The sequence below is a fragment of the Brucella haematophila genome, from assembly GCF_005938105.1.
Lineage (GTDB): Bacteria > Pseudomonadota > Alphaproteobacteria > Rhizobiales > Rhizobiaceae > Brucella > Brucella haematophila.
On sequence record NZ_VCPE01000007.1, the window covers coordinates 13,042 to 36,373 of the forward strand.

A 23,332-nucleotide genomic window follows, 5' to 3' on the forward strand; every position below is an offset into this window, starting at 1 on the left:
GATTGGTATGCTTGAAATGTTCGCAAATGGTCATTTTTATAAAGCCAGTTAAGGCGTAGAGCGACTTCGATATAAGGAGAATGTCGATGTACAATCCGCCCGCGTTCCACGTGGATGATCTCGCCGCGTTACACAACATGATGCGCGAATGCCGTACGGCTAACTTCGTAACGGCGACAACCGAAGGCCCAATGGTCACGCTGTTGCCTATGTTTCTAGAAGCGAGCGAAGGCGAATACGGCACTCTCTACGGCCACCTTGCACGCGCCAACACGCAGTGGAAAGTCCCGGTGCTGGGCAAGGGCCTCGCGGTCTTCACTGGGGCGGAAGCCTATATCACACCGTCCTGGTATGCGACCAAGGCGGAGCACGGCAAAGTGGTGCCAACGTGGAATTACTCTGCCGTCCATGCTTCGGGTCCTGTTGAGTTTTTCGAAGATCCTGATCGGCTGCTGGAGGTCGTCAACAGGCTTACCAATTTCCATGAGAAGGGTAGAAGCCACCCGTGGGCTGTCAGTGATGCACCGGAGGCTTACATCGCCGGCCAGTTGCGCGGTATCGTCGGTCTACGCATGCCAATCCAAAAGCTGGAGGGCAAAAACAAGATGAGCCAGAACAGATCGCTGGCTGATCGTATCGGCGTCCGCAATGGGCTGGCCGAAAGCACAGACATTGAAGACAGGATTGTTGCCACCATGATCCCAGACCAGTGAGGGACAGTGGCATTTTCGATTTCCCGGCAGAGCCCGAGATCGTTTGCTTGGACCAGATCAAAATTTGTTTGAAGCAAATTGCTGTCTGAGCCACTTTGCGGCGGGGCCATGCGGACGATGCTTGTTCCAGACGAGTTCAAGCGCCACGGGATGGGCTCCACCATCAAACTGTAATTTTGGAATGACAAGCTCGCCAGCCAAAGGTGAATCCCGCAGGATATGTTCTGGGATATAAGCCCAGCCGATGCCCTGTTTCAGGATTTGCAGGATGACCCAGTGGCTTTCCACCCACCAGACTTCTGCGGCCACCCTCAGCCGGTGTTTTTCATCTTCATCGCTACGTTTGCGAACCATGATCTGTCGATGGGTTTTCAAATCTTCCCAGCTGACGGGCATGCTGGCGAGCGGGTGGTTGTGTCCGCATACGAGAACAAGCGGCACCCAGCCAATGGTCTGGAATCCAAGCTCAGGCGGTATCTGATCGAGACGCCACATGACGCCTAGATCAACTTTGCCGTCTTTCAAAAGTCCGGCGATCACGGATGAATGTGGAAACTGCAATTCGAGTTCAACATGGGGATAGTGCTGCGCAAACGCAGCAAAAAGCGCGGCGACCGCCGGTTCTGGATAAAGTTCATCCAAAGCGACCACCAGCCTTGATTCAACATGTGCGTCGAAGTTTCGTGCGACTGAAATCAGATGCTCACGTCTGTCCAGCATCAGGCGGGCTTCGGGTAACAGCCTTGCGCCTGCTTCGGTGAGCGCAGGGCTGCGTGTCGCCCTGCTGAAGAGTTTGACATTGAGGTCATCTTCCAGAGACGAAATCAACACGCTGACCGCTGATTGTGCTTTGCGCAAATGACGTGCTGCTGCCGAAAAGGAGCCGTGTTCTGCGGCTGCGACGAATGCTTCCAGTTGGTCCAGTTCGACATTCATCTATCGCAAATCCAGATAGTATCTAACTTTTCAAATCTATAATATTAGATAGAAAGGCCGCACCAATATCAAGGAATTAATCAAAGTGCGTAGTTTTATGGATCGTGTTCGCCACGCGGCGTTGTTTGAAATTATTGGACTGGCAATCTTCATCCCGGGCTCGGCCATTCTCTTTAACAAGCCGGTAGAAGCCATGGGTGTTATCGGGATCATATCCGCGACAACCGCAACCATCTGGAATTTTCTCTTCAATCTTGGATTTGATCGGGCCATGTTGCGACTGAGAGGAACGGTGCGTAAAACCATGCCTCTGCGCGTTGTGCATGCCATCCTGTTTGAAGCAGGACTCGTTGTTCTGCTGATACCGTTCATTGCCTGGTATCTGGGTATTTCAATTATCGCAGCCCTGATGATGGACGTGGTGATTGTGCTTTTCTACCTGGCCTATGCGTTTCTTTTCAATATCGCATATGACTGGTTGTTCCCAATTTCCGCCCATAGGTCGTTGAAAAGCGCTGCTTAAAAATGTTCGGTGAGGTGGAAGACCGCCTCACCGAACGCTTCATGAAATGCAAGCGTTTCAGAGCTGCTAAATCGGCAATCTTTGGCGCACCAAAGTCGTCCAATAGGAACAGCCCCAGGCAATGACATCATCGTTGAAGTCATATTTAGGGTGATGCAGATTGGCGCTTGGGCCATTGCCGATATTGATCATCGCGCCCGGGACCTCGTTCAGCATGAACGCAAAATCCTCGCCGCCCAGCGTTGCGGGCATGTCGCGCGTGACACGCTCGGCGCCTGAGACCGCTTCGGCTGCTAGGGCTGCGAGTTCAGTTTCCTGCTCGTGATTGACGGTTACGGGATAGTTGCGCTGATAATCGAGTGTCGCCTTGGCCTCAAATGCGTCGGCGATGCCCTGTACTGCACGGGCAAGCTTTTTCTCGATATGATCACGCACTTCCTCGCGAAGCGTGCGGACCGTGCCGGTCATCCGGATTTTCTGCGGAATGACATTGAATGCATCGCCGCCCTGAATGGTGGTGATCGAAATCACCGCGGAGTCCAACGGGTCGAGCGTGCGGGCAGTCAGTGTCTGGATAGCCTGAATGAGTGCCGCCGTCACCGGAATAGGATCAATGGTCTGGTGCGGTGAGGCTGCATGGCCACCAACGCCCTCGATGGTGATGTCGAGCACGTCAACCGAACCCATGATCGGGCCGGAATTAATGGTAAAATGTCCGACCTCAAGGTTTGGGCGGTTGTGCATGCCGTAAACTTCGTTGACCGGCCAGCGCTTGAACAGGCCGTCGTCGATCATTGCCTTGGCGCCAGCACCGCCTTCTTCTGCAGGCTGGAAAATAACGACGACGGTACCATCGAAGGCCCGGCTTTGCGCCAGTTCGCGGGCAGCGCCCAAAAGCATCGTCGTATGACCGTCATGGCCGCAGGCATGCATCTTGCCCGGCACTTTCGATGACCATTCTGCGCCGGTTTCTTCCAGAATAGGCAGTGCATCCATGTCGGCGCGCAAGGCGACAGTGCGACCGGAATTATTGGTCTGACCACGAATGACGCCTACGACACCGGTGCGCCCGATGCCTGTTGCGACTTCATCGACGCCAGCTGCGCGCAGCGCTTCGGCAACCTTGTCCGCTGTCCGGTTCACATCGTAAAGCAGCTCAGGGTTTTCGTGCAGGTCGCGACGGAACGCGACGAGTTCGTCAAGCTGGTTCGACGTCCAGTTTTCAACCGGCATATCAGGCTTCCTTTGTCGTTTCTTCGGTGGCGTCGAGGGTATAGCGGAAATCGCAGTGGCTTGCGCCCTTCATGATGGTCTGCGTGCGTTCCAGCTTCATTGCAGGATTATAGCCGATGCAGAAATCACCATCGCGATTGCAGGATAAAAGATGGCCGATATGACCAAGGCCCATCTCGCGATACATTTCCGAATAGCGGCAACGCGTAACGTTGAAATCGAAATGGCTTTCGTCTCGCGAAATCACGTCGATTTCGAGTGCGTTTTCCTTTGTCCAGAGCGGCTGGATATCGGCAAAATCCTGAAGCGTCGGCGTGCGGCCGAGATCCTCGGCAAAGCTCTTGCCCTGTTCAATAGCGGAGCGGCTGACGGCTTCGCCCACGACAGTCTGCGCTTCTTCTTCACCGGAGCGTTCGCGCACGACATCGTAGATGTTCTTGATGACCATCGCCTCAATGCGGCGGCGTTCGAGAATTGGCAATTGATTCATGGATCTGACCTTTCACATGAACGTTGAATGAGCTGGCTTAGAGATTGGGCTCGGAGAGGTCCTTGCGTCGAAGCCAGGCGAGATAGAAGGGCGCGATCTTTCGCGCGACTTTATGAAAGGGTAGCGGCACTGGTTCTGAAACCGGCAAGGCGAGTTCTTGTACCGGCTCTCCATCAAGCGCGCGTGCAAATTCGCGGCCAAGCGAAGTGCCAAGCGCTACGCCGCGCCCGTTGCAGCCGATCCATGCCCAGCCATTGGCGCCAAGTTGATGAACGCGTGGAAAACGGTCCCACGTCATGCCGATATAGCCGCTCCACACATGGGTGATTTCTGGTTCGCCCAATGCCGGAAAAGATTCAGCCATGTTACGCGCAGTCTTGCGCTTGACGCGTTCCGCGACATTGAAATCGCCCATCACGATGCCGCCGGTGATCAGCCTGTTGCGGGCATCATAGCGGAAGAAGCGCAGGTCGCCGCGCGTATCGGAAACGGCCTGTCTTCCGGGCAAAATTGTCGCGCGCAGATTGTCACTCACAGGTGCAGTCGCCATCTGCCACGAGAGTACCGGCACGATTGTACGGGCCAGACGTGGGGCAAGCCTTTCGCGCAGCTCGCCGGTATAGGCATTGGTGGCAAGAAGAAAGCCCTTGGCGCGTACGGTGGCGTTGTCGGTACGCACTTCCCAGTGATCGCCGATCTGTCGATAGGACCTAACCGGGCTTTGCTCGTGTATGATCGCTCCATGACGTTCCGCCGCTGCGGCAAGGCCGCGCGCGAAGGCCAGCGGATTGATATGGCCACCGGTCGGGTTGAACATGCCGCCATACCAGAAATCGGTGCCGAGCAATTGCGATGTGGCCGCTCGGTCAAGAAATTCTGCCGGAAAGCCGAACCGCTTCCATGCTTCCACACGCGATTGCGAGAGCTTCACGCGGCCGGGCGAGTGGGCAGGCTGGAACCAGCCCTTCTGTTCGGCTTCGGCCTCGATGTTTTCATCGCGCACGATTGAAAAGAGAATGTCGGCGCTGTTGCCAATGAGCCTTGCAAAGCGTTCGCCCGAAGCACCATAACGCTTGGCGATGGCATCCGGTTCGGCGGACGTCATCGTCGGGATGACCTGACCATTATTGCGTCCTGATGCGCCCCAACCCACGGCATTGCCTTCCAGCAGGATGACGCGCTTACCGCGTTTCGCCAGATGAAGTGCCGCCGACAGACCCGTAAAACCACCGCCGACGATAACGACATCGGCTTCAGCGTCACTTGTCAGCGGCTTGGCCGGTGTACGGGGAGGCGCAGTGGCGGCCCAGATGGAGGGTGGGAATTCTACTTTTTGCATGGCTTCACGCGTTTTCCGAACGGGGTGGCGTCCAGTTCTTGCCAGGGATCGAGGCAAGCAGGCGCTGTGTGTATTCGTGGCGAGGGTTGGCGAAGACCTCAGCCGTTGGGCCGGTTTCGGCGATTTCACCCTTGGACATGACGATGATGCGGTCGCAAAGCTGGGCTGCAACACGCAGATCATGGGTGACGAAGAGCAGCGACAGGTTCAGCCGTTCACGCAGATCGGCAAGAAGCCGCAGCACCTGCGCCTGCACCGAGACGTCCAGCGCCGAGACCGGCTCATCTGCCACAATGATGCGTGGTTCAAGCGCCAAGGCGCGAGCAATACCAATACGCTGACGCTGTCCGCCGGAAAATTCGTGCGGAAATCTGTCGGCGGCAGCGGGCGAAAGCTCGACCAGTTCCAGCAATTCCCGTGCTTTCGCGTGGGCTTGTGCTTTTGGCACGCCATGGACGATAGGGCCTTGTGCAATCAGGTCAACCACGCGGCGGCGCGGATTGAGAGAAGCCATCGGGTCCTGAAAGACCATCTGGATATTCTTGCGCATGGCGCGCACCTCGCGCGGGCTTGCGCTCAGAAAATCCTTGCCGTTTACGTCGACCTTGCCGCTATCTGCTTCCAGCAGACGCGTGACAATGCGCGAAACAGTCGTCTTACCCGACCCGCTTTCGCCTACGACGCCAAGCGTTTCGCCCTGCCTCAATTCGAACGAAAGATCTTTCACGGCGGGTACAGCGCTGCGTTTGCCGGTAAGCAATCCGCCCCGCGCCTTGAATGTTTTGCGCAAAGCGCTCGCCTTGAGAATAATTGGCTGCGCTTCAACGGATGGCTTCGGCTCGGGCGGCGTGAGTGCTGGAACTGATGTGATCAGTGCCTTTGTGTAAGGGTGCTGGGGACGGTTCAGCACCTCACTTGCCGGGCCTTGCTCAACCAGCTCGCCAAGCCGCAACACAGCGACGCGGTCGGCAATTTCTGCAACCACGCCAAAGTCATGTGTGATGAAGAGGATGCCTGTGTCGTGTTCGCGTTGCAGATCACGGATCAGTTTCAGGATTTGGGCCTGTGTTGTAACGTCGAGCGCCGTGGTCGGCTCATCGGCAATGATGAGACGCGGCTTAAGGATCAGCGCCATGGCGATCATGACGCGCTGGCGCTGTCCGCCCGAAATCTGGTGCGGATAGGCGTTATAGGCAGAATCCGGGTCGGGGATTTTCACTTCTGCCAGCATATCAAGCACGGCAGCGCGACGCTCCTTGCGGCTTAGCTTGGTGTGCAGGCGCAACACTTCATCGATCTGCCAGCCAACCGTTTTCTGCGGGTTGAGTGCAGTCATTGGCTCCTGAAAGATCATGCCGATGCGATTGCCGCGCAGCTTTTTCATGTCGGCTTCGCTGAGCGAATAAAGATCGGTACCTTCAAGCTTGATCGTGCCGTGGGTTACGCGGACGTGTGGTTCCGGCAGAAGGCGCATGATCGCGCCTGCCGAAAGCGATTTACCGGAGCCGCTTTCGCCAACGAGGCAGACGATTTCGCCGGGATTGATGGTCAGCGTCAGGTCCTGCAAGGCATAGGGACGGTCGGCGCCCTTCGGCAGCGCGATTTGCAGGTTGCTGATTTCTAGAACAGGTGCGGCGGTCATTATTTCTTCTGCCTCGGATTAAGCGCGTCATTCAGGCCTTCGCCGAGCAGGCTGAAGGAAAGAACGGTGAGCAGAATGGCAATGCCGGGAATAACCGAGCAGAACCAGTCGGTACGCAGCACAGCGCGGCCCTGGCCGATCATGTTACCCCAGCTTGCATAATTGGGATCACCGAGGCCAAGAAATGCAAGTGCGCTTTCCATCAGGATGGACGTGGCCATAACCACGGACGCGAACACGATCACTGGCGGCAAAGCGTTTGGCAGGATTTCGCGGAAGATGATCGACATGTTGCCGACACCGAGATTGCGTGCAGCGTCAATGAATTCGCGCTTGCGCAACGCCAGAAACTCGGCCCGCACCATACGGGCAGACGCTGTCCATGACACGATGCCGATGCAGATAATGATGTTCTCGATGGATGAGCCGAAAATGGCCACCAGCGTCAGAAGCAGTACGAAGCTGGGTACGGTCTGGAAAGCTTCGGTCACGCGCATCAGAACGTCATCCACCCAGCCACCATAATAACCGGCAAGCGCGCCAATCACGATGCCGATGATGATCGAGATCAGGGTCGCGACGACGCCAATCAGCAACGAAATGCGTGCACCATGGAAAATGCCAGCCATGATATCGCGACCGAGCTGGTCGGTGCCGAGCGGTGTGGCTCCATTGATGAAAGGCCAGACAAGTGGATCGCCAGCGCGGCGCAGCGGGTCGCCGGGGACAATGAAATCGGCCAGAAGCGCGATCAGGACCACAGCGATGAAAAGGACGAGGCCCAGCACAGCGGCGCGGTTGCGGCTGAAACGCTGCCACAGAACTTTCGCGCGGGACACAGGCGGGCGAGTGAGGGAGAGGTCCTGGGATGTCATGACAGTTCGATCCTGGAATCAAGCCGCGCATAGATGAGATCGGTGATGAAGTTCACGATCACCACCAGCACCGAGCACAGGAAAATAATGCCCATCAGCGTGTTGAGGTCGCGCTTGATCACCGAGGTATAGGCAAGCTGGCCAAGGCCGGGCAGCGAGAAGATTGTTTCGATCACAACCGATCCGCCAAGCACGGTGGAAAACTGGAGACCAAGCAACGTCACGACTGGCAGGAAAGCGTTGCGCATGATGTGATGGAACATCAGCCTTGCGCCGCTGGCGCCCTTGGCGCGGGCCGTTCGGACATAATCGAGATCGGCCACTTCCAGCACGCTCGTGCGCATCAGGCGCATGTAGAAAGCGAGGTAGATAAGTGAAAGCGCCGTCGTCGGCATGACGAGGTGCACGACAATATCCCAAACGTTCTTCCAACCGGTATAAAAGCCGCCCAGCGTCTTGTAACCGCCGACGGGCAGCCAGCCCAGCTTGACGGAAAAGATGAACATCAAGATGAGGCTGAGGAAGAAACTTGGCATGGCGTAGAACACGAGGCCAAGCGTGGAGATGACATTGTCGGTCAGCGAATAGGCCTTGCGCGCCGCAAAAGCGCCAAGCGCTATGCCGAAAATAAAGGCGACCGACAGGGAAGAGAGCATAAGCAGGAGCGTCGGCACAAGACGAGCCTTGAGCACATCCAGCACGGGCAGTTCATAGACATAGGACCAGCCGAAATCGAACCGAGCCAGCTTGGTCATGTAAATCCACAGCTGTACCCAGACCGGTTGGTCGAGACCATATTCGGTGCGCAGATTGGCAACGAATTGCGGGTCAGCGCCGCCCATGTCACCAACAAGCGCATCAACCGTGTCGCCGGGCGCAAGCTTGATCAGCAGAAACGCCCCGATCATGATGAGGAGGATGACGGGGATTGCCTGCAAGATGCGGCGCAGCGCAAAGGTCAGGATTGGGGGCAGGGACATTGCGGATTATCCTGCAAGATATTCATAGTCAGCATTCATAAAAGAGAGGAACCGCTGCCGGGAAGCCCGGCAGCGGTCTCGTATGGCTTATTGATCGATCCAGAGATCGTACCAGCTCGACGAATCCCACCGCGGTGTGTTGTGGTGGTTCTTGAGAACCTTGTTGGTCACGCCGACGAAGGGATGTTCGATGGCGAAGATGACCGGCAGGTCCTTCATTTCAAGCTGCTGGATCTGGTGATAGAGATCGGCGCGCTTGGCAGGGTCCAGCTCGCTTGCGGCCTTGTCGATCAGGCTGTCCATTTCGTCAGACTTGTAGCCGAACTGGTTGGACCATGCCGTGCCGACCGGAGCGCCGGAACGCAGCCACACGGTGGTCGAAACAGCCGGATCAGAACGGAACTGGTGCCAGCCGCTCGCCGTGTCGAAGTCGTGATCGCGATACACGCCATTCAGGAAGCCAGGCGCATCATTGGTCAGGATTTCGACGTCGATGCCGACTTCCTTCATGGCCTGCGCATAATATTCAGCCCAAAGCTGCGTATATTCACCCCATGGTGCCGGACGATGGCGCAGCTTGAAGCGGATGCCATCAGGGCCTGCCGGATAGCCGGCTTCGTCGAGTAGCTTCTTGGCCTTTTCCACGTCATATGGATAGGTCTGGACCTGATCGGTATAATTTGCGCCGCCAGCGCTCGGGATTGGACCACGGCCCGGCTTGGCGTAGCCGCGCATGATCGTCTTGATCGCAAAGTCGATATCGAGCGCGTGATAGATCGCCTGACGAACCTTCAGATTGGCAAGGATCGGATTGCGCAGGTTGAACTCGATGGTCGAATGGGCGACGTTGTTTTCGAAACCCTTGGTGCCGGTGTCGAAGCGGCCATCCTTCTGGAGGCGCTCGGTATCCGACATGGAAATGCCGTTGAAGGCGGTTTCCATCATTTCGCCAGCTTCAAGCGCTGCGGCAGCCGCGGCCTTGTCCGGCATGAAACGCCAGATGATACGGTCGAGATAAGGATATTCCTTGCCGCGCCAGTAATCATCATTGCGTTCGGCAATAATGTGCTGGCCGCGCTCATATTCGACGAACTTGAACGGACCCGTGCCGACCGGCGCGGAATTGTACTTGTTCTTCAGAATATCGGTGCCTTCATAAAGATGCTTCGGCACCGGATGGCCGAGATCTGGCATGGCGGCGACCAGCAATTCCAGAGGCATCGGCTTGGAATAGCGGAACACGGCCGTATGCGGATCTGTGCAGTCGACAGCTTCGAGATTGGCCTGAAGCGTGGTCGAATAGTTGAGCAGCTTCTTCCAGAGGTTCATCGCGCTGAATGAAACGTCATCGCAGGTGAAAGGCTGGCCATCATGCCAGCGTACATTCTCGCGCAGCTTGAAGGTGATGGCCTTGCCGTCTTCCGATGAAGACCAGCTCGTTGCCAGAACCGGCACATAGCCCTCATAGGTACGGTCGATCAGAGGCTCCATGATACGGCCAGTGATCTGGTAAACGCCGGTGGAGGCGCGCAGCGCAGGGTTGAGGACGCCCTGCTCGGTATTCATATGGACAATAACCGTACCGCCGCGCTTCACTTCTTCGGCGTGGGACGACGCCGTCGCAAGCGAAAAGGCCGCGAGAAACAGGCCAAGGCCAGCTTTTCTGATATGCATTCTATGTTCCCCTGAAGGACGTTGAGGAGGGCTTTCCGGCCTCTTTTCCCGCACGTCCCGATATTGTTCAACCCCCTGAAAACGCTCTTTAAAGCAGCTCTCAAGGGCCTTTTTCTTATGCAAGCACGGTTATGCTAGAATCCGCTATGATTTTGTCAAGATAAACTAATTTAAATGATAAAATTAGTATAATTTCTCGATAACCATGCGTTAATAAATGTCGATTTTCTATATTGGAGTTTGTTGATGAGCCAGATTTCTCCCGAACAGAGCGAAAATGCGGGCAAAACCAAGCCAGGTGCGGTGTGGATCACGGGTGCCGGGTCCGGCATCGGGGCTGCAATGGCGCGACGGTTTGCAAGCCAGGGCTGGCCTGTCGCTCTGACCGGCCGGAAAGCGGATGCGCTGGCGTCTATCGCTGATGAGATCACGTCCGCTGGCGGTGAGGTTCGGACGTTTCCTGCTGACGTGCTTGACCGCAAAGCGATGGCAGATACTGCGGAAGCCATCGTCGGCTGGGCCGGACGTCTTGATATACTCTGCAACAATGCTGGTCTTAATATCCCGCGCCGCAGCTGGTCTGATATCGATTTCGATTCATGGGATGATGTCATCGATATCAATATCAAGGGGGCGATCAATGTGATCGCAGCCGCACTGACCCCGATGCGCAAGCAGGGCGCTGGCCTGATGATCCATACATCTTCGTGGGCGGGACGTTTTTCATCACCGGCTGGTGGCGTGCCCTATGGCGCATCCAAGCATGCACTCAACGATTTGAGCGCGAGCCTGAACGCGCAGGAGGGGCAAAACGGTATTCGTTCCACGGTTCTTTGCCCCGGCGAAGTGGCGACGCCGCTTCTGGCGCGTCGCCCGGGTTTTGATCCTGCACGCATGGATGACGTCATCCAGCCGGAAGACATGGCTGAAACTGCACTCTATGTTGCCACTATGAACCCGCGCGTCACAATCCATGAGATTGTATTGGCGCCGACAAAGAAATAAGCCTCAATTCCTAGCATCTGATTTTATGAAAAAAGGAAACTCCGCATGTCTCATCCGGTAAAAGGCGTCGATCACGTTTTTCTGCTGGTTAACGATCTGGAGAAAAGTGCCGAGCAGTACCGTCGCTTCGGTTTTACACTGAGCCCACGCGGGCTGCACAGCAAGGAGAAAGGCACCGGCAACTATACGATCATGTTCCCGGAGGACTATTTCGAACTTCTGGGCATTGTTGCCGAAACGCCGGGCAATTTGCACCAGCGTGAGAAACTGGCCGCGCAGGGGGAAGGGTTGCATGCAATTGCCTGCCGGATCGATAATGCACGCGAGGCAAAGGCGGAGCTTGCAGCGCTCGATATAGCGACGGGCGAAGTCGGCGCCTTTCAGCGTCCCGTGCAATTGCCGGGTGGTGGCGGAGGCGTTGCAGCGTTTGAAACCGTATCCTTCGCGAACAGCGAAGTCCCGCAAGGCATGGTGTTCATGTGCCAGCACAAGACCCGCGAAACCGTCTGGTTGCCGGAATTGATCGAACATGAAAATGGGGCAATCGGACTATCTGCCATCGTAACCATCTCGGATGAACCCGCAGAGGCTGCGAAGGGCTTTGCCCGTCTTTTCGAAGCGGGGGAAGCGGTTGAGTATGATGGTGGTTGGAAGGTTCTGACGGGACCAGAGTCCGCCGATATACTGGTTGTGGATAGTGAGAAAGCCGCATCGCTTTATCCAGAAGTTGACCTGAGCAAGACACCCGCCAGCGCATTTGCAGCGCTGCGCATTCGTGTCAGCTCACTGGATAAAACGCGTACAGCATTGTCCGCACATGGCGTTTCCTTTGTGTCGACGTCGGTGGGTGTGGCTGTGCGTCCTGAAAGCGCTAGCGGTACAGTTCTGGAATTCTCAGAGAGCTAAGACCGTTTAGACGTAGGAAAATAAAGAGGCGCGGTTTAGAACCCGCGCCGCTTTGACTAAGCACTTTGGTTGATGGATCGAAAGCTGCGCTTATTTCTCGCCGTAAGTAGGCTTGCCGTTCTCGCCTCTCGTCCACTCATAGACAACATAGTCTGGCCGGGTAATGTCTCCCTTTGCGTCATAGCTGATCTGACCGATGACTGTTGGCCACGCTCCGCCCGATTTGATGGTCTCGGCAACTTTCTGCGCATCGTCCGCAGAGCCAAGCTTTTCGATGGCCTGCGTAATGATCTGCATCGCGGCATAGGAGTAAAGCGTATAGGCTTCAGGCTCAAAGCCTTGCGCGCGATACTTTTCGACGAGTTCTTTCGCAGCCGGGTTCTTTCGTGGATCGGGCGCGAATGTGTTCAACGTGCCGATAACCGCATCGCCCGCGATCGAGGCAAGCTCATTGGAGACCATGCCGTCACCGGAAAAGAGCGTAGCCTTCAGCCCCTGATCGGCAGACTGGCGCATGATCAGCCCGGCTTCCGTATGGAGACCACCGAAATAGATCAGTGAAACACCTGACTCTTTCATCTTGCTGATGAGTGCTGAAAAGTCCTTGTCGCCCTGATTGATGCCCTCATAGAGGACTTCCTTGACGCCAGCGTCGTTCAGCACCTTCTTGGCGACATCGACCAGCCCGACACCATAAGGCGTCTTGTCATGAACGATGGCGATTTTGGCGTCTTTGAAATGCTCGACAATATAGTCGCCGGCCACTCTGCCCTGCTGGTCATCGCGACCGCAGGTGCGGAAAGTGTTCCAAAGCTCACGCTCGGTATATTGCGGATTGGTGGATGCCGGTGAAAATTCCAGCACCCCGTTTTCGGCATAGACTTCAGAGGCAGGAATTGAAACGCCGGAATTGTAGTGGCCGATGACGTATTTGACGCCATCAGCAGCGAATTTGTTGGCGACCGAGATACCCTGCTTGGGATCGGAAACATCGTCGCCGATCTCAACCTTGATTTTCTGGCCGAGTATGCCGCCTTTTGCATTGATGTCATTCGCCGCCTGCTCCGCGCCCTTTTGAAACTGGGCGCCGAAAGCAGCATTGGGGCCGGTGATTGGGCCAGCTACGCCAACCACGATATCCGCAGAGGCAGCGCCACCGAGGGCGAGCATGACTGACAAACTGATTGCCGGAAGCAGTATCCGTTTCATGAAAGTCTCCCATTTTATTCGCGGGCACAAACAATGTCCCTGCCTGCGCTGCCCACACGCGCAGATTTCCCTTGTTTTCAGGACCTTTGGGCCGGGCAGCGCGCGTCAGCGCGTCCCCCGGTCAAACACTTCCGCAGTCACTCCCCTTTTTTTAAGCTCACTGCGGGCAATCTTTTCTGTTGGGGTCCGCGGCAGCGGCCCATCGATGAGTTCGATGTAACGCGGGGTCATATGACGCGGTGCCTGAGCGCGAAAATGCTCCACCAGTTCGGCTGGTGTGAGGGACGATCCCGGTCGACGCATGGCCACCAGCATGATGTCTTCTTCGGTAAATTCCGAGGGAACACCAAAGGCGGCGCTTTCAACAATGTCGGTATGCGCTTCGGCAATCGTCTCGACCTCGAAGGCGGAGATATTTTCCCCTCGTCGCCGAATTGCTTCGTTCAAGCGGTGCTTGAAATAAAACCAGCCGTCTTCATCCTGATAGCCGGCATCCCCCGAATGATACCAGAGATTGCGCAGCGTCTGGACGGTTCTGGCTTCGGCCCGATAGTAGCCGGAGAACATGTACCAGTTCTTTTTCGGGCGTGAGACGATTTCCCCTACCACGCCGGGTGCAACGGGTCGGTCGTGCTCGTCAACGATTGCTACCTCCCAATCCGGGTGAGGCTTTCCGCATGAACCGTCGCGGGTAGTGCCGGGCGTATCAAGGGTCACGAAACTGGTTTCGGTCTGGCCATAGCCGGTAACGAGTTTCATGGCAAAGCGGTGTTCAAACGCGGCTTTATCAGGAACCATCGGAATGCACTGACAGACCCGAAGAGGATTGTTGCTATCGTCCGCTTTTGGTTCTGCCCGGGCCAGGATGACGCCCATGGCACCGAGCAGGTTCGTGGCTGTCGCTCCGCTGGTTCGTACCTGTTCCCAGAAGCGCGATGCGCTGAAACTTTCGACCAGAGTGGTTTGCGTTCCAAAGATGAGCGGCAGATAGACACCAAACATCTGCGCGTCGGTGTGGAAAAGGGGCAATGTGCAGAAATAGCTGTCGGCAGCGGTGTAGCCGAGATTGAGCGCCATCGCCATGGTCCAGCAATAGCAATGATGATGCGACATCAAAACGCCTTTGGCAGGGCCGGTGGTGCCAGACGTATAGAGAATTGCCATTGGATCGGAATAGTGGACATCGACCGGTTCGAACTCATCCGGTTGGGTCATGCATTCGTCAAAAGTGACGATCTGCTTGATGGTCACACCGGCCGCTCGCGCGGCAGTGGCAGTCGTATCGATCAGGATGAGCGTTTCGATAAGCGGTAACTGGTCCTGAATATTGGCAAGGTCGCTCAGCCTTCTCGCATCGGCAACCAGCACCTTCGCGCCGCAATTGTTCAGATTGTGGCTTAAAAGCTCGCCTTTGAGATCCGGATTGTTCGGTGCTTCGATGGCACCCAGTTTTGCAACCGCAAACCAGATCGCGACAAACTCGAAACAATTGGGCAGCAAAAGTGCCACGCGGTCCGATCTTTCGACGCCAAGCGCGCGCAGGCCGTTGGCGAGCCGGTTCGAAATGTGGTGCGTATCCCGGAAGCTGGCTTTGCGACCACAAATGTCGATAAAAGGCCTGTCGCCCAGCATCTCTGCCTGATGCGCAAGAATTTTGGGCAGTACCCGCATATCGATAGCACTGTCGCTCTGTCCGGGAATGACCGTTTGCAGGGGGATTTGATCCATCGCCAGCCCCATCTGATTAATAGTGCTTCGCGCGCATCTGCGCGTCAGGGGACAGAAAGCCGGAGACGGTAGCACGTGTTTCGCGCGCCATGGCCTGTTCGAGCGACGAATGGAAACCTTCGTTGATTGCTTCTTTGATTGCAGTTACTGACGCTGCCGGACGGTCGGCGATTTTTAGCGCGAGCGCTCGCGCTTCCTTGAGCAGCTCTTCGTCTGGGACAACTTTCCAGGCGATGCCGACTTGAAGTGCCTTGGCGGCATCATGACGCTCACCCAGAATAATGAGTTCCTTCGCAGCCTGCGGGCCGATGTGTTTTGTCAGCAGGGCGGTGACGCCGCCGGTGACAAAGAACCCATAACTGACTTCAGGAAAAAACCAGCGCGCCGTTTTTGCAAAGATCCGGAAGTCGCAATTGATCGCCCATTCGAGCGCACCGCCGACGCACCAGCCGTGAATGGCGGCAATGACGATCTTTTTTGATCCCATGATCTTCAAAGTGATCGCCTGAATGGATTCAACCCACGCCTGCGTGGCATCAGCCGACGTGGTCTGATTATCGAGATCTTGCAGGTCATCGCCAGAGCAGAATGCACGACCTTCGCCATGCAAGATAACCGCACGGATTGCCTCGTCAGCCTCGATTTGATCCAGTGCAGCGGCAAGATCATTCACCAGAGCCTGGTTCATGGCATTCAACCGGTCAGGTCGGTTGAGCTTGACCCAGGCGATGACGCCATCCACATGAACGACAACAGTATTTCCCATTTTATGTCTCATACGATCATTGGTTCGTCATAAGCGCCCCAGGTGTCGCGCAATGCGCGGCATATCTCGCCGAGCGACGCCTTGGCTTTCACGAGTTCTATGGTTTTCGGCAAAAGGTTCACGTCGTCGGTCCGGGCTTGCGCAACCAGTTCCGCCATCAAGGTCTTGATATGTGCGTTATCGCGGCTCGAGCGCACGGCGTTGAGGCGGTCGATCTGGACCTGGGTACATTCCTCGTCATAGGGATGGATGTCGACATCGGCGCTCGTAGCTGTCTCATCGACATAACGATTGACGCCGACGGAAACCTTTTCACCAGTTTCGATCTTCTTGAATGTCGCATAAGCGGAGTCGGCCAGCTGCTGCTGGAACCAGCCTTCCTCGACAAGCTTGATTGCACCGCCGCGCTCGTCGACCTTGTTCAGGACCTTCCAGATTTCCTCTTCCATATCGTGCGTCAGGCGCTCGACGAAAAAGGAACCGCCAAGCGGATCAACCACGGCCGTTACATTTATCTCGTCACGAATGATCTGCTGGGTGCGGATGGCGAGTTTCATGGCTTCTTCGGTCGGAATAGCAAAAGCTTCATCCAGCCCGTTGGTATGCATGCTCTGACATCCACCCAGAACGGCGCCGAGTGCCTGGATTGCCGTGCGCACCAGATTGTTCTGGTGTTCGACCTTGGTCAGGCTCATGGCGGCGGTCTGCACATGCACACGCAACCGCATCGACTCCGCCTTCTTCGCACCGAAACGTTCAGCCATCAGCTTCGCATAGACCCGCCTTGCCGCACGAAACTTGCAGATTTGTTCGAAGAAATCCTGCTGGCTGATGAAGAAGAATGAGAGGCGTGGCGCAAAGTCGTCGATGTCCATGCCGGCGGCAATCACTTCTTCGCAATAGGCTGTGGTGAAGGCCATGATGAAGGCGATCTCCTGGATCGCGTTGCCGCCGACGTCGGAAAGGTGATAGCCACTGAGACTGATCGGATTGAGCTTCGGCGTGACCTTGGCACTATACATGATCAGGTCGCGCAGCAGCCGCACAGCGGGGCGAACGGGATAAATCCATTCCTTCTGCGCGACATATTCCTTCAGCGGGTCAGCCTGCAAAGTACCTGCAAGCTTTGTCAGGTCGTAACCACGGCTTTCGGCAACCGCTACATACATGGCATAGATGACCCAAGCCGACGGGTTGATTGTCAGGGATACCGAGATTTGTTCGAGATCGATCCCGTCGAACAGGCGGTCAACGTCGTCGATCGTATCAATGGCAACCCCGCATCGGCCCACTTCGCCAAATGCCATTGGATCGTCTGAATCGAGGCCTAGCAATGTGGGTAGGTCGAAATCGGTGGAGAGACCTGTCTGCCCCGTCTGAACCATATATTTATAGCGCTGATTGGTCGCTTCAGGGTTTCCGAAACCCGCAACTTGCCGGATCGTCCATGGACGTCCCCGATACATGGTGGGATAGGGTCCCCGAGTGAACGGATAGGCTCCGGGAAAACCGAGCGCATCGGCAGGAATATCGGCAACATCTGCTGCCGTATAGACGCGCTTCAGCGGAATGCCGCATTCGGTTTCATATTCGGCTTTTTCCTCCGGTCGGGTGGCAAGCGTGGCGGCAAGTTCATTGGCTTCCCATGTGGCCTGTGCCGCACTGATGCTTCCGATGGCTTCTTCGCGATATAGTTTTGTCATTTCAAAGCCTCTCTGCGGCTGAGAAGAATGCGTGCAGCCGTCTCCGGATCGTCTCGCCGCTCCAATACCGATTGCAGCAGAGTTTCGATTTCGGCCGCGCCGGTTACGAAACGCTTGTGAAACAGGCGGCGTGCGGCACCCAGTATGCGTGTCATGCAGATTTTTCGTTGGCGGGCCGCAAGCTCGCCAGTATCGTTGAGATGAACCCAATGTTGCTGGATCAGATCTTTGAGTTTGTTCACCTTGTCACCCGTCACCGGGCTGACCGCGAAAACGGGAACCGTCCAGGATGTCTGTTCCGCCGGTCCCCCCAGGGTCATCATGGCTTTCAGTGCGGCAAGTGTTGCAGCTGCCTCAGGCTTGTCGGCCTTGCTGACCGTATGGATATCGGCAATTTCCAGAATGCCAGCCTTGATCGCCTGAACGTCATCGCCAAGACCCGGTGCGGAAAGCACTACAACCGTATGCGCCGCTGAAACGACCTCGACTTCATCCTGACCGACACCGACGGTCTCGATGATGATCGGTGAATAGCCTGCGGCGTCGAGCACATCGACAGCCTGCAAGGTGGCGGGTGCAAGACCGCCCAGATGGCCGCGTGTCGCCATGCTGCGGACGAACGCTTTGTTCGCCTGCGCATTGTCGCTCATGCGCACGCGATCACCAAGGATCGCGCCACCCGAATAGGGACTGCTGGGATCAACGGCAACCACGCCGACTTTGTGACCGTCAGCGGCAAATGCCTTGATGAGTGCCGAAACGAGAGTCGATTTTCCAGCACCCGGTACACCGGTGATGCCGATGATATGGGCCTTGCCCGCATGCCGGTAGATATCGGCCAATGCTGCACTTGCTTCGGCAATTCCTGTCTCAGCCCGCGAAATCATCCGGGCGATAGCCAGAATGTCTCCGGCAAGCACATCGACAACGAAATCCTGCGATGGTCTGTAGGTGGGTTTCGTTCGTGTGGTGGCTTGAGCAACTGCTGTCATATGCGGCCACGGGACGTTACAAGATCGGTGATGGTTGTAACGATTGTCTCCACACGCGCTTCCTGTGGCACAATGGCATCCACACCACCATCGATCAAAGCGGCATAGTCCTGCTCTGGGATCACGCCGCCAGCAACGACAAAGATGTGTCCCGCGCCCTGTTCTTTCAGGCAGCGTCCGAGTTCGCGAAACAATGGCACGTGCGAGCCTGAGAGCAGGCTGACGCCGATGACGTCAACGTCCTCCTGAATGGCAGCCTGAACGACCTGAAGCGGCGTCTTATAGAGCCCGGTATAGATCACTTCCATACCGGCATCGCGCAGAACACGCGCAACGACTTTCGCGCCGCGATCATGGCCGTCGAGGCCAAGTTTTGCTACCAACACGCGGATTGTCTGCGGCTGTTCTTGTTCCGCAGGAACTGGTGTCGCCGCGTTCATCATTCTGCTGCTGCCTTTTGATCTGTCGTGAGTTCGTGTTCGATGGATTGGGCGATGATATCGAGGCCGAGGTCGATTTCTTCTTCGGTGATGATCAATGGCGGTGCGATGCGGAAGACGGCGCCCATGCCCGGCAACTTGACGATGTTCATGTTCAAGCCGCGATTGAACGCTTCTTTTGCGATGCGTGCGCCAAGTTCATGGTCCGGTTGCCGGCTCGTGCGGTCCTTGACAATCTCCATGCCCACAAAGAGGCCGCGACCGCGCACATCGCCGACACACTCGTAACGCTGCATGATGGCATTGAGACCATCGATCAGCCTCTTGCCGAGGTGACGTGCGCGCTCGACCAAATCCTGTTCGGCGACAACATCCAGTACCGCCAGACCGACTGCCGCTGGCAGTGGGTCCGAGACGTGGGTCGTATAGAAGAGGAAGCCGCGCTCAAAGGCCTCCTGTTCAATCTTGGTGGTTGTAAGCACGGCTGACAGCGGCAACCCCGCACCGATCGTCTTCGAAATGGTCAGCACATCTGGTGTCACACCATCGCGCTGATAGGCAAACATTTCGCCAGTACGGCCAATGCCGGTCTGCGCCTCGTCAAGGATGAGAAGCATACCGCGTTCGTGGCATTTATCTCTGAGTGCGCGGAGATACCCTTCCGGCAGTTCCAGCATGCCGCCGCTAGAGAGGATCGGCTCTGCGATAAACGCGGCCAGGCTTCCGATGGACTGGGCGTCGACCAGGGCGAAAGCATCATCAAGTTCAGCATGCCAATCAATGGTGCCATCGGCCTTTTTGAAGCGTGGGCGGAATGCGTTGGGTGCCGGAACCGTGATCGATCCGGCCATTGCGGGGCCGTAGCCTTTACGCCCGGCGGAGTAGGTCGCAGATGCGGCGGCACCCGTCATGCCATGCCAGCTCTTGGAAAACGCTACAATTTCATGTTTGCCAGTTACCAGCTTTGCCATGCGAATGGCAGCTTCGTTCGATTCCGCACCGGTGGAGAGGAGCAGCACTTTGTCGAGACCGGGTGCCAGAAGTGCTAGCCTTTTTGCAAGCTCGACGACGGGTCGCGAAAGCATGCCGCTGAACAAATGTGCAACGGTCTCGACCTGTCCTTTTACTCTCTCAACGATTGCCGGGTGAGAATGGCCGAGCAGAGCGCTCATTTGCCCGGAGGTGAAGTCCAGAATGGCTCTGTCGTCGGCATCGTAAACGAAGCAACCATCTGCACGCTCGATGATCGCTGGGTCGAAGACACCTCCATATCGGATCAAGTGCTTGTCGACATTGGCCCAGAACTCGGGCTCGAGGTTGTTTGACATGACGGTTCTCCGGCCAGATTTTGATCAACCATTGCAGCTGGATACTTCGAAGTAAATTTGATAATAATGTCGTTAAATTATCAGGAAAATTGATATGCAGGCATCCTTGGACCCCCGCTTGTTGCAGACATTTGTTCGCGCCGCACAAACCGGTTCACTCAGCACGGCAGCATTGCAGGTTGGGCGTACACAATCGGCTGTGACCATGCAGATGCAGCGGCTTGAAGAGGCGCTTGGGCAAACGCTTATGCATCGCAGCGGAAGCGGTGTTCGGTTGACGAGCGCGGGCGAAAAATTTCTCACCTATGCCGAGCGTATCCTGAAAGCGCACGACGAAGCGCTTGCGGCTTTCTCAGATCATGGTCTGAAGGGGTCCATCGTTTTCGGCTGCCCGGAAGACTATCTGCTGGCTTTCTTTCCTAAGATTTTCAGGAGTTTTGGTACCAATCACGGCAATGTCGACATCAAGGTTGTCGCTGCCCCGACAGTCGAATTGCGCGGGCTGCTGCATTCAGGGCAAGTCGATCTTGCCTTGATCTCGACGCTCAATCCGAGCGATGCCAAAGATATCATCCGAACCGAGGCGATGGTCTGGGTCGGCGCAAAGGCGACACTTGAAGAGCACGAGTTCGGTGACAGGATACCGCTTGCGCTGCCAGCTTCCAACGCGATGGATCACCGTGCTGCCTGTGACGCCATGACCAAAGCTGGACTGCAATATAGTATCTCTTACGCCAGTAACAGCATTGCCGGCCTGATCGCGGTGACGCGCTCGGGGCTTGCCATCAGCGTGATGACCAAGAATGCGGTGCCACCGGATTTGCATATTGTGCACGAGCCGATGCCAACGCTGCCCTTACTGGGAATGAAACTGGCTCTCCCAAGTTCAGAAGTGTCAGCCGCAACGCAGGCATTCATGCATCATATCACGACCAGTTTCGGCGGTGGACGCTAGGCCCAGTCATGGATCCTGCTGATGGAGGGAACATGGTCTCGCTTCCACGATATCGAAAAAATCTCTTCGGCATTATTCATCTGGCTATTTTTTAATCAAGCCCCAGACAATATTACACTTTTAGGTGTCGTGATCTTGATCGGCAGCGCGCTATACGTTGTCTGGCGATACCAGTTCAGGGCGTTCGTGCATTAAAAGTGAGCGATTTCGTTCCATTCGCACAATTAATGCTTAATACTTATTCAAATTGGTCAAATTTTATTCTAGAGAGTGACCGTTATGAGATTACATACCGACTCTGGAGATGAAATTTTGGTCAACGTCCATGAAAAGCTCGAGCCCATTCTCGAAGATGTCCTCCATCGCAACGCAGGTGAAATTGAGTTTCACCAAGCTGTTCGAGAGGTGCTGGAAAGTGTTGGGCGCGTCATCGCGAAACGACCATATTATGCCGACAATGCCCTGATTGAGCGCATTTGTGAGCCAGAACGTCAGATTATTTTCCGTGTGCCGTGGGTCGATGATCAGGGCCGCGTCCAGATCAATCGCGGTTTCCGCGTTCAATTCAATTCGGCGCTGGGACCTTATAAGGGTGGCATTCGCTTCCATCCGTCTGTCAATGTCGGAATCATCAAGTTCCTCGGTTTCGAGCAGACGTTCAAGAATGCGCTGACCGGTATGCCGATCGGTGGCGGCAAGGGTGGATCGGATTTTAACCCGCGCGGTCGTTCCGATGCCGAAATCATGCGATTCTGCCAGTCCTTCATGACCGAGCTTCACCGCCATATTGGCGAATATGTCGACGTGCCGGCAGGCGATATCGGCGTTGGTGGACGTGAGATCGGCTATATGTTCGGCCAGTACAAGCGCCTGACCAACCGCTATGAGGCTGGCGTGCTAACCGGCAAGGCGCTGTTCTATGGTGGTTCGAGAGCGCGCAAGGAAGCAACTGGTTATGGCGCGACCTATTTCGTGCAGCGCATGCTTCAGGCCCGCAAGCAGGACTTCGATGGCAAGCGCGTCGTCGTTTCCGGTTCGGGCAATGTCGCCATCTACACGATGGAAAAGGTGATCGAGTTTGGCGGTAAGATCGTCGCCTGTTCGGATTCCAACGGCTACATCGTTGACGAAAACGGCATCGACCTCGATCTCGTCAAGGAAATCAAGGAGGTGCGCAGGGAGCGTATTTCCGAATATGCGCGCCAGAAGGGCCAGTCGGTCCATTACATCGAGGGCGGCTCGATCTGGAATGTGCCTTGCGACGTGGCGATGCCATCGGCAACGCAGAACGAACTGACGGGCAAAGACGCCAAGACGCTCGTGAAAAATGGCGTTATCGCCGTCGGTGAGGGTGCGAACATGCCTTCCACACCGGAAGCTGTGAAGATATTCCAGGATGCGAAAGTTCTCTTCGCTCCCGGCAAGGCTGCCAATGCTGGCGGTGTGGCAACCTCGGCTCTCGAAATGCAGCAGAACGCATCGCGTGACAGCTGGACTTTCGAACAGACGGAAGCGCGTCTTGCCGAGATCATGCGCAATATCCATGATCTTTGTGCTGAAACGGCGGAAGAATATGGCACGCCGGGCGATTATGTCCTTGGCGCCAATGTTGCTGGTTTCGTACGGGTGGCAGAAGCCATGGATGCTCTCGGCATCATTTGATCTCTACAAAAGAGGGCGGGGTCATATGGCTCCGCCTTCATTTTTTCAGCACGTCTTGTGATCCTCGGCCGCTAGTGCTGTTGAAGTGCGGCTTCTTATTCCCGTTCAAATTGTATGTCGCTCTTAGCCGGCTTTCAGTCCTGCCCGGCTGAGCAATTGCGGTTGTTGCCTGTTTCGGCAAACCGTCGGCAAGTTCGTCACTTTGCTCAAGTTGCTCCCAAAAAATTTGTCAA

At 56.0% G+C, this 23,332-nt stretch carries 21 protein-coding genes; 6 read left to right on the plus strand and 15 right to left on the minus strand.

Annotation, left to right across the window (positions count from 1 at the left end; translation table 11 throughout):
• Positions 1-86: 86 nt before the first annotated feature.
• Positions 87-713 carry an FMN-binding negative transcriptional regulator gene (locus tag FGI60_RS12560; protein ID WP_138785469.1) on the plus strand — a complete coding sequence of 209 codons (627 nt, stop codon included), beginning with the start codon at positions 87-89 and terminating at the stop codon, positions 711-713.
• Between the two features lie 57 nt (positions 714-770).
• On the opposite strand, the gene FGI60_RS12565 is transcribed toward FGI60_RS12560, so the two are convergent.
• Positions 771-1,649, minus strand: a complete 879-nt coding sequence (locus FGI60_RS12565) for a LysR family transcriptional regulator (RefSeq protein WP_138785470.1) — start codon at positions 1,647-1,649, stop codon at positions 771-773.
• A gap of 85 nt (positions 1,650-1,734) precedes the next feature.
• Here FGI60_RS12565 and FGI60_RS12570 point away from each other — a divergent pair, with 85 nt between their 5' ends.
• A complete protein-coding gene (locus FGI60_RS12570; RefSeq protein WP_138785471.1) occupies positions 1,735-2,172 on the plus strand; it encodes a PACE efflux transporter in 438 nt (145 codons plus the stop codon).
• A gap of 66 nt (positions 2,173-2,238) precedes the next feature.
• Here FGI60_RS12570 and FGI60_RS12575 read toward each other — a convergent pair whose 3' ends face one another.
• From FGI60_RS12575 to FGI60_RS12605, 7 genes are all read right to left on the minus strand, one after another.
• Entirely contained in the window at positions 2,239-3,405 is a 1,167-nt protein-coding gene (locus tag FGI60_RS12575) for a M20 aminoacylase family protein (RefSeq protein WP_138785472.1), read from the minus strand.
• Position 3,406: 1 nt separating this feature from the next.
• Positions 3,407-3,895, minus strand: a complete 489-nt coding sequence (locus FGI60_RS12580) for an L-2-amino-thiazoline-4-carboxylic acid hydrolase (RefSeq protein ID WP_138785473.1) — start codon at positions 3,893-3,895, stop codon at positions 3,407-3,409.
• 37 nt (positions 3,896-3,932) lie between these two features.
• A complete protein-coding gene (locus tag FGI60_RS12585) occupies positions 3,933-5,234 on the minus strand; it encodes an NAD(P)/FAD-dependent oxidoreductase (protein WP_138785474.1) in 1,302 nt (433 codons plus the stop codon).
• 4 nt (positions 5,235-5,238) lie between these two features.
• Positions 5,239-6,876 (minus strand): ABC transporter ATP-binding protein, encoded by a 1,638-nt coding sequence (locus tag FGI60_RS12590; protein ID WP_138785475.1) that lies wholly within the window; start codon positions 6,874-6,876, stop codon positions 5,239-5,241.
• Positions 6,876-7,751: an ABC transporter permease gene (locus FGI60_RS12595; RefSeq protein WP_138785476.1), complete on the minus strand. Its 876-nt coding sequence runs from the start codon at positions 7,749-7,751 to the stop codon at positions 6,876-6,878. Before FGI60_RS12595 ends, FGI60_RS12590 begins: the two co-directional genes overlap by 1 nt.
• Positions 7,748-8,731, minus strand: coding sequence for an ABC transporter permease (locus FGI60_RS12600; RefSeq protein WP_138785477.1), 984 nt, complete (start codon positions 8,729-8,731; stop codon positions 7,748-7,750). The genes FGI60_RS12595 and FGI60_RS12600 overlap by 4 nt, the downstream gene beginning before the upstream one ends.
• An 87-nt stretch (positions 8,732-8,818) precedes the next feature.
• A complete protein-coding gene (locus FGI60_RS12605) occupies positions 8,819-10,405 on the minus strand; it encodes an ABC transporter substrate-binding protein (protein ID WP_138785478.1) in 1,587 nt (528 codons plus the stop codon).
• A 246-nt stretch (positions 10,406-10,651) separates the two neighbouring features.
• On the opposite strand from FGI60_RS12605, the gene FGI60_RS12610 reads away from it, so the two are divergent.
• Both FGI60_RS12610 and FGI60_RS12615 read left to right on the plus strand, forming a co-directional pair.
• Entirely contained in the window at positions 10,652-11,410 is a 759-nt protein-coding gene (locus tag FGI60_RS12610; RefSeq protein ID WP_138785479.1) for an SDR family oxidoreductase, read from the plus strand.
• A 45-nt stretch (positions 11,411-11,455) separates the two neighbouring features.
• Positions 11,456-12,316 carry a VOC family protein gene (locus tag FGI60_RS12615; protein ID WP_138785480.1) on the plus strand — a complete coding sequence of 287 codons (861 nt, stop codon included), beginning with the start codon at positions 11,456-11,458 and terminating at the stop codon, positions 12,314-12,316.
• A 90-nt stretch (positions 12,317-12,406) separates the two neighbouring features.
• Here FGI60_RS12615 and FGI60_RS12620 read toward each other — a convergent pair whose 3' ends face one another.
• From FGI60_RS12620 to FGI60_RS12650, 7 genes are all read right to left on the minus strand, one after another.
• Entirely contained in the window at positions 12,407-13,525 is a 1,119-nt protein-coding gene (locus tag FGI60_RS12620; protein ID WP_138785481.1) for a branched-chain amino acid ABC transporter substrate-binding protein, read from the minus strand.
• A gap of 105 nt (positions 13,526-13,630) precedes the next feature.
• Positions 13,631-15,253, minus strand: a complete 1,623-nt coding sequence (locus FGI60_RS12625) for an AMP-binding protein (RefSeq protein ID WP_235889798.1) — start codon at positions 15,251-15,253, stop codon at positions 13,631-13,633.
• Between the two features lie 16 nt (positions 15,254-15,269).
• Positions 15,270-16,019, minus strand: a complete 750-nt coding sequence (locus tag FGI60_RS12630; protein ID WP_138785483.1) for an enoyl-CoA hydratase/isomerase family protein — start codon at positions 16,017-16,019, stop codon at positions 15,270-15,272.
• An 8-nt stretch (positions 16,020-16,027) separates the two neighbouring features.
• The gene (locus tag FGI60_RS12635) at positions 16,028-17,722 is read right to left on the minus strand and encodes a methylmalonyl-CoA mutase family protein (RefSeq protein ID WP_138785484.1); all 1,695 of its coding nucleotides are present in this window, start codon (positions 17,720-17,722) and stop codon (positions 16,028-16,030) included.
• On the minus strand, positions 17,719-18,714 hold the full coding sequence (gene meaB / locus FGI60_RS12640) for a methylmalonyl Co-A mutase-associated GTPase MeaB (RefSeq protein ID WP_138785485.1): 996 nt from the start codon (positions 18,712-18,714) through the stop codon (positions 17,719-17,721). The genes FGI60_RS12635 and meaB overlap by 4 nt, the downstream gene beginning before the upstream one ends.
• A complete protein-coding gene (locus FGI60_RS12645; protein WP_138785486.1) occupies positions 18,711-19,157 on the minus strand; it encodes a cobalamin B12-binding domain-containing protein in 447 nt (148 codons plus the stop codon). The genes meaB and FGI60_RS12645 overlap by 4 nt, the downstream gene beginning before the upstream one ends.
• Complete coding sequence (locus FGI60_RS12650) at positions 19,154-20,482, minus strand: aspartate aminotransferase family protein (protein WP_138785487.1); 1,329 nt, start codon at positions 20,480-20,482, stop codon at positions 19,154-19,156. The genes FGI60_RS12645 and FGI60_RS12650 overlap by 4 nt, the downstream gene beginning before the upstream one ends.
• A gap of 94 nt (positions 20,483-20,576) precedes the next feature.
• On the opposite strand from FGI60_RS12650, the gene FGI60_RS12655 reads away from it, so the two are divergent.
• Both FGI60_RS12655 and gdhA read left to right on the plus strand, forming a co-directional pair.
• Positions 20,577-21,437 carry a LysR family transcriptional regulator gene (locus FGI60_RS12655; protein WP_138785488.1) on the plus strand — a complete coding sequence of 287 codons (861 nt, stop codon included), beginning with the start codon at positions 20,577-20,579 and terminating at the stop codon, positions 21,435-21,437.
• A gap of 279 nt (positions 21,438-21,716) precedes the next feature.
• A complete protein-coding gene (gdhA, locus tag FGI60_RS12660; protein WP_138785489.1) occupies positions 21,717-23,099 on the plus strand; it encodes an NADP-specific glutamate dehydrogenase in 1,383 nt (460 codons plus the stop codon).
• The last annotated feature ends 233 nt before the right edge of the window (positions 23,100-23,332 follow it).

What these genes read in the sequence shown, in the direction of transcription:
- FGI60_RS12620 (WP_138785481.1), bottom strand. Translation starts at nt 13,525, where the DNA reads ATGAAACGGATACTGCTTCCGGCAATCAGTTTGTCAGTCATGCTCGCC.
- FGI60_RS12630 (WP_138785483.1), bottom strand. Translation starts at nt 16,019, where the DNA reads ATGGGAAATACTGTTGTCGTTCATGTGGATGGCGTCATCGCCTGGGTC.
- gdhA (WP_138785489.1), top strand. Translation starts at nt 21,717, where the DNA reads ATGAGATTACATACCGACTCTGGAGATGAAATTTTGGTCAACGTCCAT.
- FGI60_RS12600 (WP_138785477.1), bottom strand. Translation starts at nt 8,731, where the DNA reads ATGTCCCTGCCCCCAATCCTGACCTTTGCGCTGCGCCGCATCTTGCAG.
- FGI60_RS12655 (WP_138785488.1), top strand. Translation starts at nt 20,577, where the DNA reads ATGCAGGCATCCTTGGACCCCCGCTTGTTGCAGACATTTGTTCGCGCC.
- FGI60_RS12615 (WP_138785480.1), top strand. Translation starts at nt 11,456, where the DNA reads ATGTCTCATCCGGTAAAAGGCGTCGATCACGTTTTTCTGCTGGTTAAC.
- FGI60_RS12575 (WP_138785472.1), bottom strand. Translation starts at nt 3,405, where the DNA reads ATGCCGGTTGAAAACTGGACGTCGAACCAGCTTGACGAACTCGTCGCG.
- FGI60_RS12650 (WP_138785487.1), bottom strand. Translation starts at nt 20,482, where the DNA reads ATGTCAAACAACCTCGAGCCCGAGTTCTGGGCCAATGTCGACAAGCAC.
- FGI60_RS12610 (WP_138785479.1), top strand. Translation starts at nt 10,652, where the DNA reads ATGAGCCAGATTTCTCCCGAACAGAGCGAAAATGCGGGCAAAACCAAG.
- FGI60_RS12635 (WP_138785484.1), bottom strand. Translation starts at nt 17,722, where the DNA reads ATGACAAAACTATATCGCGAAGAAGCCATCGGAAGCATCAGTGCGGCA.
- meaB (WP_138785485.1), bottom strand. Translation starts at nt 18,714, where the DNA reads ATGACAGCAGTTGCTCAAGCCACCACACGAACGAAACCCACCTACAGA.
- FGI60_RS12560 (WP_138785469.1), top strand. Translation starts at nt 87, where the DNA reads ATGTACAATCCGCCCGCGTTCCACGTGGATGATCTCGCCGCGTTACAC.
- FGI60_RS12605 (WP_138785478.1), bottom strand. Translation starts at nt 10,405, where the DNA reads ATGCATATCAGAAAAGCTGGCCTTGGCCTGTTTCTCGCGGCCTTTTCG.
- FGI60_RS12580 (WP_138785473.1), bottom strand. Translation starts at nt 3,895, where the DNA reads ATGAATCAATTGCCAATTCTCGAACGCCGCCGCATTGAGGCGATGGTC.
- FGI60_RS12595 (WP_138785476.1), bottom strand. Translation starts at nt 7,751, where the DNA reads ATGACATCCCAGGACCTCTCCCTCACTCGCCCGCCTGTGTCCCGCGCG.
- FGI60_RS12565 (WP_138785470.1), bottom strand. Translation starts at nt 1,649, where the DNA reads ATGAATGTCGAACTGGACCAACTGGAAGCATTCGTCGCAGCCGCAGAA.
- FGI60_RS12590 (WP_138785475.1), bottom strand. Translation starts at nt 6,876, where the DNA reads ATGACCGCCGCACCTGTTCTAGAAATCAGCAACCTGCAAATCGCGCTG.
- FGI60_RS12645 (WP_138785486.1), bottom strand. Translation starts at nt 19,157, where the DNA reads ATGATGAACGCGGCGACACCAGTTCCTGCGGAACAAGAACAGCCGCAG.
- FGI60_RS12585 (WP_138785474.1), bottom strand. Translation starts at nt 5,234, where the DNA reads ATGCAAAAAGTAGAATTCCCACCCTCCATCTGGGCCGCCACTGCGCCT.
- FGI60_RS12625 (WP_235889798.1), bottom strand. Translation starts at nt 15,253, where the DNA reads ATGGATCAAATCCCCCTGCAAACGGTCATTCCCGGACAGAGCGACAGT.